Raw genomic sequence first — 11,300 nt, 5'->3', positions numbered from 1 at the left:
TCATCATGCACACGACACTGGAGTCAGCCTGAACGACTCCGTACCCACGAACGGGCGACACCAGATCATCCAGAAACGGACTTAACGTCCTCTGAGAACGCGTCAAGCGGTCCGACCCGCTCGTACGCCTCCTCGGTCCGCGGGTGGTCGCGGCGGGCGAGTGCCCAGGCTGCCTCCAGACGCAGGTCCTGGTCCTCCTCGTCGAGAAGTGCGAGGAAAGCATCCAGGGTGGGCGTGGTCCGATCGTCAGAGCTGGAGAGGGACTGTGTGGCGTGGCGCCGTACCCAGAGGGTGCCGTCGCGAACCAGCACGAGCAGCGCGTCCCGAATCGCCGGCTCGAGTCGGTTGTCGGGAGTGAACCGCGGGGCGAACGCCTGGGCGACGGAGGCCCGGACCTCAGGCTCGGGATCGTGGACGAGGCCGAGCAGTGCCGATGTGGCCGCGTTGCTGCGGGCGGTCCGCTCCCGGCTCACGCAGAACACGGCCTCGCTGCGTACGCTCGGGTCCGGATGGCCGATGTACCGCAGGCCGATGGCCTCCTGCTCCGGGTGATCCCTGCCGGTGTAGACCTCCAGGACCGCGGCGAGTACCTGCCCGTCGGGCTCCTCCTGTGCCCAGGTGGCCAGGAAGTCGGCATCCTGGGCGACATCTGGTGCACGGTCCACCGTCACGCAAAAGTTCCGGTGCCATATGACCTGCGCGAGGAAGCGGCGGTATAGGGGATCGGGGTGCTGCTGCAGCGTGGCGAGCTCGGACCAGATGCGTGGGCCGCGGCGCTGGCCCAAGAAGAAGGCCACGGCGAACCAGTTGCTGTCCCCCTCCTGCGAGTGCGGGACGGCGCGTGCCATCACTTCGGCGAGAGGCGGGAACACACCGAACTCCCACTCGAGGCGGGTGAGGATGGCCCCGTGGCCATCCCGCACGGTACGCCCGCCGAGGGAGAACTCGTCGATCGTGTCACCGTGAGGGTCGTCGACCTGGCGCTTGACAGCCGGTTCTGCGGCTCCGGTCCGACGGCGCAGTTCTTCGACCACACCCGTCTCGTGCCAGTACCGGGCCAGGTCGAGCAGTTCTCGCCGGGAAGCCTCGGACAGACGAAGCCGAGGGGCGTTCCCGAGCACCGCGGAGACCAGCGTGGGGGAGCCCGTATCGACCGCCTGCCGCAAGGGAGTACCGCCGTCCGGAAGCTCGCGGTCCTGGTCGGCGCCCCCATCGACCAGAACCGCAGCAGTGAGGTGATCGAACCTGGCCACGGCGGTACAGAGCAAAGGCAGTCCATCAGAACCCAAGGTGTCCGGTGCTGCACCCTCTTCCAGACAGGTCCGCACCGTGTCGGTGTCCCCGGCGATCACGGCACTGACCAACCGCCCAGCCAGGTCCAACGACGAATCCGTCAACTCTCCCCCTGATGGTGTGTTCGAAGTGAGCAACGTACCCGAAGCAGCGAGACGATGCCGAGTCCACCCGTTAGCGACGAAGCGCTCGGCTAAGCGCTGCAGGAGACGGCGCCAGTGGAACTCGCTTGTCAGTCCACACCTGTGCAGCCTCAGCGTGTGAGTTCCAGCTGATGGCTGGCTAACCGAGAATCCGCGAACCTGCGCGCTTCGGTCGAAGGCCGACAGGGACATCGCTGAATGGCTGCCGCCCGCAGCTGGCTACCGCTGCACCTACCTGGGCGACTGGACCGCGATCAAGACTCGCTGGGGCCTGACCGTGGACCAGCGCGAGGCCGACGCACTGCACGAGCTCGCCGCCGGATGCCAGGACGAGGAGCTGACAGTCGCGCTGGCACGCTGACCCGTCGCGCCGGGCCCGCCGGAACCGTCGACCGGGCCCGGTAGTCAAGATCAGCAGCGTCGACAGCCATGCACCGCAGAGCCCGCCCCTGACCGATACCCCGAGCAGGGTCGAATTCGGCACAGTTGGATGATGCCCCCGCCAGTCGAGCAGGTGGGAAATCTGTTCGACGGCGCCGACTCGTCACGGCAGACTCGCGCGGATGGACCTCAACGCGCTGACCCTCGCGCTCACCGACGGCAACGAGTCCGAATTCGCACGGCTCCTCGACCGTGTCCCGGACGAGGTGTTGGCGGGGCCGGGGGTATCGCGTTGCTGGAGGCCGCTGCCCGGTCGGGTCGTGCCGACGCGGTGTGGGAGCTGGTCAACCTGCGGGGCGTCGATGCCTCGCGGCCGTGGACGGGCGGCGTCGACCCGGTCGGTTGGGCCGCCGAACGGGGCCTGGTCGACGTCCTACGCAACCTGCTCGGCGGGACGGGCAAGGACCTCGTGCTGCACCGGCGTGCGCGTCGCCAAGGCGGCCCTCGCCGCCGACCCGACCGGGCCGGAGGCCCGCCGGGGCGTGGTGAGCATGCTGGAGTTCGACCTGGGCCTGTACCGTGCGCCGGACACACTGATGGCCCGCGCCCTGGTGCACGCGGATCCGGACCACGCGGACTGGGAGGAGCCGCTCTTGGCGCTCGCCCGCCGCGCCGACCGCGAGCTCGTCGACTGGGCATGCGCCCGCGTCCAGGACGCACCGTCACTCGCCGCGCGCCGCTTCGCTCTCGACGCCCTCCACTACCTCGGCTTCGGCATCAACTTCCTGGACGGCAGCGACGGTGAGGACGGCGAGCCCGAGTTCGGGGACATCGCCGTCGCGTTCCTGCGGCCGCTGCTCGACACCGAGCAGGACCCGTACGCGCTGAGAGCCGTGCTGTGCGCCCTGTACATGCACGGCTGGCAGGACCACCGGGCCGCCCTGCCGCACCTCGGGCACGCGGACGCGGTAGTACGAAGAGCGGCCGTAGTCGCGGCGGCGGGCGCCCTGGCCCGCCCCGTCGCGGAGCTGGACCGGAACCTCGTAGCGGCGTTGCTCTGTTGCGCCGCGGACCCGGATCCGGCAGTGCGCCGAGCGACCGCGGGTGCATTCGTCAGCGCCCTCGCGCACCGCGCCGCCGACGTCGACCCGCAGATCCTGACTGCCGCGCTGCACCTGGCCGATGACCCGGCGCCGACTGTCCGGGCCGCCGCGACCTACGCGCTGTATCGCTCCCGACTGGACACACCAGCCCTGCGGGCCGCACTCACAGACCGCCTCGACGACGCCGAGGTCGACATCGACGTGTTGATCCAGGCGGCCGGTGCACTGGCCGCACGCGGGGACCTGCGCGGCCGTGCCGTTCTCGACGAGATCAGCCGAGGCCTCACCGGCTACCGCAGTCCGGGCCACGGAACGATGGGCGACGTCCGGCACATGCTGCGCGCCTCGCCTGAGTCCGGGTGGTGATCCCACCGTGTGCTGTCTCTGCGTTCCCGCCGGGATCCGAGGCTCAGATCCCGCGCCAGGTCGTGGTGGCTTCGCCGGTGAGCCGGCCGGTCAGTGCCCTGTGACGTCGCGACGGCGTGGGCGTTGGCCAGTCGGCAGGCCTCGTGCCTGGGGTACCAGGGTCTGGAATACAGCACGGTTGGAAGGACGCTCCCCGCCAGTCGGTGCGTCGGGGTGGACCAGCGCGAAGCGCCAGCAGTTCGCCAATGACCTCCCCGCCCGCAGTTGATCGCGGTCACCGGCGACGTCAACCAGGGCAAGGGCGACAAGGATCCGGCCGAGTGGATGCCGCCCGTCGCCAGCTACCGCTGCACCTACGTCCGCGCCTGGGTGCAGGTGAAGTACTACTACGGCCTCGCCGTCGACACCGCCGAGAAGAGTGCCCTGACCGGCATCCTCAACGGCTGCTGAGAGTTGAAGTGCGGAGGGCTCCTGCGGCAGGAGCCCCCCGCGGCACCCGCCGCCGCCGACCGGCTGCGGATGCCTGGGCGGTCAGCTGGGCTGGTCGAACGGCTGGAAGGTGTGCGGGTCGGTAGGGAAGTCGTCGGTGAGGATTTCGGCGCGGAGTGTTTCGGTGAGCGCGCCGAGGAGGAACGGGGCGAAGCCGAGGTCGAAGCGCTCCCACCACTCGCCGCGGGCCTCGTTGACCATGACGGCCCACTTGTCCGGTGACTGTCCAGGGCGGACCGGCCAATAGAGGAACTCGCCATTGTCGGTGGAGGCGAACGGGATTAGGCGAGCGCCGTCCTCGTTGAGCTCAGCGGGCGGCTCTTCCGAGCTGCCCCAGAGGTGCTCGAAGGCCTCAGTGCGTTCCTCGGTGTTGGCGGCGAGGTCGTGGTACTCGTTGGGGCAATCGGGTTCCATGATGTACATGTAGCGGTCGAGGTAGCCGCCGCCGACTGCCTCGACGAACTCCTTGTAATCGCCCGGAAGTTCCGTCCCGAGCGTGCTTTCGATCGCGTCCCAGTTCTTGGCCCGGCCCCGGTGGGGACCGGGGAGGAGCTGGGCGAGCTGCTCGACGGCTTCGTGCATGGCCGTGTCCTACTTCCTCTTCTTGTTGCAGATGCTCAGAACATTGGTGCCGCCCACCGAGCCCTTGGGCGGGAACTTGAAGCCCTTGTTGCCGAATGCCTCGAGCGTCACACCCTGCGGCAGAAGACGCTGCCACTGTAGGCGGGCGTCGCCCGGTACCTGATGATCTCGCCGGCGTCGACGGCCTTGCGGACCTGGGTCTCGAAGTCCCGCATGGCCGGTGTGTTGGCGTACTGGTGCATCGTCACGAAGTTCCGCGGGTCCTTGTTCGACCCGCCGAGCTGCGCGCCGAGGAGGTGAACGTCTCGATTGCGCCGCCCGGAGCCTGGCGGGCGGTCAGGTTGCCCTCGGTGTCCCAGGTGTAGCGGGTGACGGCGCCGAGCGGATCGGTCTCGGCGGTGACCCTGCCGAACGCGTCACGTTCGTACTGGGTGACCCCGCGCCCGTGGCATCCGTCAGCCGCGTTGTTGGGCAGGTCGCGACGGACGACCCTACTGCTCGCCCGCGGGGGTGTCCGGGCGCGGCTGCGGTCCGGCCCTACCGACCGTCCGATGTGTGCCTGGCGGGCCTCCACCGGGTCGCGCCACTGGGTGCGGACCGTGTCCTCGCCGTCGATCCACCGGGCGGTGGATGGGGTGGCGGGGGTGAGGCCGACCATGTGGTGGGCGATGTCGGTGTGGTGTGCGTAGTTGCCGTCGCGGGCAAGGGGGCGCAGACGCGCGATGGCGTCGGCGACGGCCTGGTCGAGGCCGGGACCAAGTGGGCCTGATCCGCTTTGCCTGGCAGGCCATCGACGTCGGCCATGCCTACCTGGCGGAAGTGTCTGAGCTAGGACTCCGGGGACAGGTACCGGTGTTCACGCCCCGGCGCTCCTGCTGCCCCGCTCGACCGGGATCCACAGCTGGGAGTCGGTCTCCGCGCCGATCTCCACCGGCTGGGTCCGCAGGAGCTCCGGACCTGGCCGGCTCATGTACGGGTTCGAGGGGAACCACTGCGTGAACACGTCTCGCCACAGCTCCTGGAGGGCGCTCGGATAGGGCCCGTGGTTGTCGAACACCGCCCAGGTCCCGGCCGGCACGTCGAGGGCGTCGAGCTCCTCGGCGGCCGCCTCGGGACCGGTCACCACGCCGATCCAGTAGTCCGCCTCGGCGCCCTCTTCCCGGCTGTCGGTCAGGTACACCGCCGCCGACAGGATCCCCGGCGGCTCCCGGTCGGCAAGCTCCTTCATCCGTGCGATCGCCTGCTCGTCCAGGCTTTCTACGTGCGCCGCGGCGGCCGCGTTGACCCCCTCGTGCACCAGCGGGACCCGGGCCTTCCGGCCGACGACCCGAAACGGCTCCTTCTCCACGATCCGGTACCGCATGGCCGCACTCCCTTCGACGACCACACGGAAGGACATGCGTGGCTGTGCCGTGAGCACCGCACCCGTGCGCCGGGCCTCGCCCGGCCCGATGCCGTGCACCGACCGGAATGCCCGGGCGAACGCCTCGCCCGAGCCGTACCCGTATCGCACCGCGACATCGAGCAGCGTGAGCTCCCCGGCCAGCACATCGGCGCCGGCGAGGGTCATCCGTCGGCGCCGCACGTAGACCGGGAGGGGCATCCCGGCGAGCGTGGAGAACAGCCGCCGGAAGTGGTACTCCGAGACCGCGGCGATCCGGGCCACCTCGGCCATGTCGACCTCCCGGTCGAGGCAGGCCTCCAAGTGGTCCAGCGCCTGATTCAGCCGCTCCAGCACGCGTATCCGTCCTTCCTTACGTGTGCCTCCACCATTGGAACGCCCACCCTGCCAACCAGCCGCAGCGGCCGATACCCGAGCCCAAGCCGGAGTCGCTCACCGCGCGCGGCGCCCTGGCGGTCGTCGGCGCTGCGATCTCGGGCGCCGGCCGGGCCATCGGCCGACCGCGGGGCGGAGACACAAGCGGTCGACTGAGGGGGCCGTCAGGCCGCCTTGCCGGAGTAGAGAGGATTTGATCGCGCCCCGCCCGACAAAACCAGTGCGGGAATTGTCGGGCAGGAAGCCCTGGCGTTACCCGAGGCTTACGCCCATGGCTGATGTTAAGGGATTTTGCGAGCCGCGGTTTGACGCAGTCCGGGCGGCCCTAGCAGCTTTGCTCGGCAAGGACGACGTGGGTGCCTCGGCAGCCGTCTACATCGACGGCGAGCAGGTGGTCGATATCTGGGGCGGGTACGCCGATGCGGACCGCTCCGTCAGCTGGGAGCGCGACACCCTCACCGCCGTGAACTCGACGACCAAGAACATGACCGCCCTGTGCGCGCTGATTCTGGCCGACCGGGGCGAGCTCGATCTCTCTGCGCCGGTCGCCGCCTACTGGCCCGAGTTCGCCGCGGCCGGTAAGGAGAACGTGCTGGTGCGGCACGTGCTGTCGCACACCGCGGGGCTGCCGGACCTGTCCGGGCTGACGGCGGTCGACGACCTCTACGACTGGGAGAGCGTGACGGCAGGGCTGACCGCGCAGGCGCCCGCATGGGAGCCAGGAACGGCCGCCGGCTATCACGCGCTCACCTTCGGCTTTCTTGTGGGTGAGATCGTCCGCCGCATCACCGGCCGCAGTCTTGGCGAGTTCTTCGCCGAAGAGGTGGCCGAACCGCTGGGCGCGGACTTCCACATCGGGCTCTCCGCCGAGCATGACCACCGCGTCGCACCGCTCATCCCGCCGCCGTCACTGAGCGACGAGTACGCCGCCAGCGCACCGCCAGGACCGGATGGCACACGCCGGGAGAACACCGGTGCCGCGATCCGGGTCAAGGACGTCAACTCCATGGCCTGGCGCCGTGCGCAGGTCCCTGCTGTGAACGGTTTCGGCAACGCTCGCTCTGTCGCCCTTGTGCAATCGGTATTGGCGAACCAGGGCTCGGCAGGCGGCGTGCGACTGCTGTCCCCCCAGGGTTGCGAGCCCGCGTGGCAGGAGGTGTTCCGCGGTGACGACCGCGTACTGGGGATGCCGATGTCCTGGACGGTGGGCTTCGGTAAGTTCGGCAACACCTTCGGCTGGGGCGGGTGGGGCGGCTCGCTGGTCGTGAGCGATCCCGGTTCACGCATGACGGTGGCCTATGTCATGAACCAGATGATCGACCGGGATCGGCAGGAGGACAACCGCGGCATGGAGATCGTGATGGCCGCCTGCAGTGGCCTGCACTGATAGCGCGACGAGGGGGCGGTCTGGGCCCCCACAGGCTGCCGGCAGGCGATGACACAAGCCCCGGGCCGTGCAGATCTTCTCCTCCAGGTCCGCGCTTACCTCCCCCGAGGCGCGTGTCGGCGCGACGTGTTGCCGCCTGACTTCCGCCGCCCAGGAGAAGGGCAACAACAAGCAGCAGTGGGCGATGGGCGCCGCCCACCCCGCTGCCGGACGGACAAATCCGGTCTCCTGAACAGAGCCAACAGGCCCACGTCCGCACCGTTGCGGCGAAGTCCACCAGGCGCCCCGGGCTATGCGATCGAGTGCGTCACCGTTCCGGTGTAGGCGCCGTTCACCGCACCGCTGGGGATCACGACAATCAGCGTAGGGTTCCAGGTCGCCGAGTTGTTGCCGACGCCCGAGGTGAGGGTGTAGGCGGTACGGCTGGCGCTGAGGGACTGGGCCTGGCCCACCGTGGCCTGGCCGGGAGTGAAGGTGCCCTGCCCGCTGGTGGAGGTGGCGGTTCCGGACCAGTAGGAGACCGCACTGGCCGGGATCGTCTCGGGGGCGGTGCCGGCACCGGTCGTGAAGCTGGTGGAGACCACAGAAGCGGTCCAGGAGGCCGTGAGCAGAGCGCGGCTGTCGGTCACCGTGACATTGCCCAATTGACCGCTGACCGAGTTCCCGGGCAGGACGCTCCCCAGACCCGCCGAGCCGGGCACAGTGATCGACAACGCACCACCGGACACAGAGAACGTCACCGCCGTGTCACCGGGCGCGGCACTGGCCACTCCGGCGATGGCGACTACCATCGCGGACCCTGCGGCCACGGAGTATCGGATACGCATGGGCTCTCTCTCATCCTCCAGGGGCCGGAAAGCGGGGCCGGCTCCTCCCCAACGGGCACTCATGTATTTATCCGTATCCACACGGTGACCAAGTGTCATGTCCTCCGTCCAGCCGGACCCGGACCGACTTCGGCCTAGTCGCGCAGGTCACAATCCGCAGGGTGTGACATCGGCGCGGCCCGCGACGCTGAACGACACGAGACGAACACCAACCGGTCCGCCGAATCGACCGCGCTCCCGAGCAACTGCTCAACGGCGCCGGGGTCGGCACGTCGGCCGGTAAAGCCCTTCTCGCTGTATGACTCCGGACGGACGGTGGACGAATTCCCCCGGGTCCACCGTCCGTCCGGTGACTTCAGCAGAGCCATATGGACAACTCTCGAAGCTCCGGGCGGCCGGTGGGACTTCCTCCACCGGTACAGTCCGGTGTCGCCACCGGCAGTCGGCGCATTTCCCCGAGACCATGCCAGCCTTCTTCTACCTCCCCGCCCGCCGCCCACGCCTGCCGCGTTCTTGGCGCCGAGCCATCCGCGCACTCCGGCGCCGCTTCCCCGCCTCACAGCTGTAGCCCCGACACCCCCAACTCCCCCGGCACGTGTTGCGGTGCGGCTCTGCCTACACGGCAGGTCCTGGGCAACGGCACCGTCCTCGAGTCCACCGTCCATACCACCCGCTGCACCGTGTGGCGCCTCGACCGGCCCGCCTCCGGCGGGGCCGAACCCACGCAGCCGCCGGGCGACACCGATCCTCGGTGGAGGCGTTGGCGAGGGTGGTCGTCATGGATGCCAGGAGCACGGTGACGAAGGTGGTGTTGATCACGACCTGTTCCGCTGCCGCGCGGCGCCGCCTTGGCCAGCTGCTCGGAGAGCTCCTGGAACGTGTGCTGGGCGACCGTATCGTTCAGCACCGCATCCTCGCGCAGTTCGGCAAGGTCGAACCGGAGTCGGCGGATAATCTCGTCCCTGGTACGGAGTTCTTCGCCCTGACGGGCGATGAGCTGCTCCTCGACCGTCGCAGGCAGGCCGGGCCGTCTCCAGGTGGGGGGTCAGGCGACGGAGTGGGTGATGGTACTGGTGTAGGTGCCGGCCACCGCGGCAGCGGGGATCGTGATCACCACCGTGGGGTTCCAGCTGGCGGAGCTGTTCCCGTTGCCGCTGGAGCTGAAGGCGGGTCTCGAGCTGTTGAGTGACTGTTTGGCGGAGGCGTCGTTCTGGCCCGGCGTGGTCGTCACGGTGCCGTTCGCGCTGGTCGCGGGCCCGGACCAGTAGGAGACGTTGGCGGTGGTGATCGTCTGGGCGGGCGTGCCGGTGCCGGTGGTGAAGTTCGTGGCGGACACCGTCGCCGTCCACGTGCTGGTGGCCAGTCCCCGCCCGTCCGAGACGGTCACCTGGCCGAGGGCCGTACTGATGGTGCCGCCGGGTGCCGCGCTGCCGAGGGCGGCGGTGGTGGGCAGGCTGATCGACAGGGTGCCGGTGTTGGGGATGACGCTGATCTGGGTGCTGTTGCTGCCGCTGGTCTCGACGCTGTCCACGACCGCTCGGGTGAAGCTGGCCTTGCCGCCCGATGTGGCGGTCAGCTTCCCCGAGGCGGTGTAGATCGCGCCGCCGCCGGTGATCCAGGTACCGTTCCCGGAGACCGAGACCCCTGCGGTGTTGTTGCGGTCAGCGATGATCGAGAAACCGGCGAACGCCCCGGTGGTCGGTGCGCTGAGGGTGGTCTTGCCTCCGGTCTGGTCGGCGAAGAACGCGCCGGCGGTGAGCGTGCCGCAGGCCGTCGGGTAGGTCGGGCAGGCGAGGTAGATCGTCACGCCGGTGCCGTTCAGCTTCCCGCCAGAGATCGTGATGCCGGTGGTGACGACGTAGGTGCCGGGGTTGAGCGTGAGGGTGCCGCCCAGGTTCGCGATGCTGGTGTAGACCCCCGGGTTGATCGTCTGGTTCCCGGAAATGTGGTTGACGCTGGGGTAGGGCGCGGCCGGTGTCGTGGGGCAGGCGGTGGCGGCCGGGCACTGGGCCAGGGCGGCGTAGGGGTCGGTGGCGGCAGCCTGGTTGGTCGGGGCCGGGCTGTAGGAGCCGCCGCCGGAGGTGGCGAAGCCGGCCGGGGCGGCCGGGCCGCCGATGGTGCCCCCGGTCGTGGTGACCGTGGCGGTGCCGCTGACCAGCGCGGCCTGACTGTTCGTCGAGTTCACCAGGATGCTGCCGGTGACATGCACACTGCCGGGGTGGACGTACAGGGCGTTCGCTGCGCTCGCACTCAGGACGCACAAACTCGCCGTACACTCGCCCGCAGCCCGGGCGACGGGCAACGGACCGGCCGCCACCCAAAACAGCCACGCAGAGGCGAGAAGCACGGCGCAGACCGCGCGTGAAATGCGGTACCCCGCACAAGAGCGGCTGCACCCACCCACGCCCGGACAACCAGGACCAAGAACCCGGGGCCCGTCAGGGCGGTGTACCGGCGCACCGGCCGGTCCCTGACCGCCGCCGCCCCGCCAACCACCGCCCACCCGAGCGGTGGCCCGCCCCCCGGGGGCAAATCCGACCGCCGCTCCCGTCATCCTCAGCATGCCCCAAAAAGTACCAACTGCCGCACATGAGAAAAATGCCTTGGCTCAGATGACGCCCCTTCAGCGTGTCGGGCTCCCCCGGCCGAACATGCCGCCAGTCTTCGCGGCCCGGCTCGCCACCACAACCTCCCCCGTGTGCGCCCCGCCCTGTCGCCGCCCGGACATCAGCGGGGACTCACCGTCAGCTTGTCGTTTAACGTCTGGCTTTGGGCGGACCCGGGGCCGCCTGGTGCTCACCGTCGATGTCTCCCCGTGGCAGGGCTCTGCCCGGACCGCTCGTGCCGCCACACCTACGGCCTAGGGCCTGTGTGAGGTTGTGATCAATCTTCCGGGTTCTGCCCCGTTCCGGGGCGGAACCCGGTAGAACTGCTGGGTGTGACGCGCAGGCA

The 11,300-nt window shown here is 69.6% G+C and carries 9 protein-coding genes and 1 pseudogene; 3 read left to right on the top strand and 7 right to left on the bottom strand.

All coding sequences use genetic code 11. The features are described 5' to 3' along the window. Window positions 1-65: 65 nt before the first annotated feature. Entirely contained in the window at window positions 66-1,397 is a 1,332-nt protein-coding gene (locus AB0P35_RS40105; protein ID WP_363521173.1) for a HEAT repeat domain-containing protein, read from the bottom strand. A 902-nt stretch (window positions 1,398-2,299) separates the two neighbouring features. On the opposite strand from AB0P35_RS40105, the gene AB0P35_RS40100 reads away from it, so the two are divergent. Further along, window positions 2,300-3,286, top strand: coding sequence for a hypothetical protein (locus AB0P35_RS40100; RefSeq protein WP_363521170.1), 987 nt, complete (start codon window positions 2,300-2,302; stop codon window positions 3,284-3,286). A gap of 202 nt (window positions 3,287-3,488) precedes the next feature. Next, a pseudogene (locus tag AB0P35_RS40095) lies at window positions 3,489-3,736 on the top strand (DUF1524 domain-containing protein); the annotation flags it as partial. Between the two features lie 81 nt (window positions 3,737-3,817). On the opposite strand, the gene AB0P35_RS40090 reads toward AB0P35_RS40095, so the two are convergent. The 4 genes from AB0P35_RS40090 to AB0P35_RS40075 form a co-directional block, all read right to left on the bottom strand. After that, window positions 3,818-4,357 (bottom strand): SMI1/KNR4 family protein, encoded by a 540-nt coding sequence (locus AB0P35_RS40090; RefSeq protein ID WP_363521167.1) that lies wholly within the window; start codon window positions 4,355-4,357, stop codon window positions 3,818-3,820. A gap of 107 nt (window positions 4,358-4,464) precedes the next feature. Further along, window positions 4,465-4,716 (bottom strand): DNA/RNA non-specific endonuclease, encoded by a 252-nt coding sequence (locus tag AB0P35_RS40085; RefSeq protein ID WP_363521176.1) that lies wholly within the window; start codon window positions 4,714-4,716, stop codon window positions 4,465-4,467. Then, window positions 4,602-5,015, bottom strand: a complete 414-nt coding sequence (locus AB0P35_RS40080) for an RHS repeat domain-containing protein (protein ID WP_363521164.1) — start codon at window positions 5,013-5,015, stop codon at window positions 4,602-4,604. Before AB0P35_RS40080 ends, AB0P35_RS40085 begins: the two co-directional genes overlap by 115 nt. 198 nt (window positions 5,016-5,213) lie before the next feature. Continuing rightward, window positions 5,214-6,095 (bottom strand): AraC family transcriptional regulator, encoded by an 882-nt coding sequence (locus tag AB0P35_RS40075; RefSeq protein ID WP_363521161.1) that lies wholly within the window; start codon window positions 6,093-6,095, stop codon window positions 5,214-5,216. 310 nt (window positions 6,096-6,405) lie between these two features. Here AB0P35_RS40075 and AB0P35_RS40070 point away from each other — a divergent pair, with 310 nt between their 5' ends. Then, window positions 6,406-7,521, top strand: coding sequence for a serine hydrolase domain-containing protein (locus tag AB0P35_RS40070; RefSeq protein ID WP_363521158.1), 1,116 nt, complete (start codon window positions 6,406-6,408; stop codon window positions 7,519-7,521). A gap of 290 nt (window positions 7,522-7,811) precedes the next feature. Here the strand turns inward: AB0P35_RS40070 and AB0P35_RS40065 are convergent, their stop codons facing one another. Next, a complete protein-coding gene (locus tag AB0P35_RS40065) occupies window positions 7,812-8,312 on the bottom strand; it encodes a hypothetical protein (RefSeq protein WP_363521155.1) in 501 nt (166 codons plus the stop codon). Window positions 8,313-9,393: 1,081 nt separating this feature from the next. Then, window positions 9,394-10,533, bottom strand: coding sequence for a hypothetical protein (locus AB0P35_RS40060; protein WP_363521152.1), 1,140 nt, complete (start codon window positions 10,531-10,533; stop codon window positions 9,394-9,396). Between the last annotated feature and the right edge of the window lie 767 nt (window positions 10,534-11,300).

The sequence above is a fragment of the Kitasatospora sp. NPDC085879 genome (assembly GCF_040686255.1).
In the GTDB taxonomy this organism is placed as follows: Bacteria; Actinomycetota; Actinomycetes; order Streptomycetales; family Streptomycetaceae; genus Kitasatospora.
This window is presented reverse-complemented; position numbering and strand designations above follow the sequence as displayed.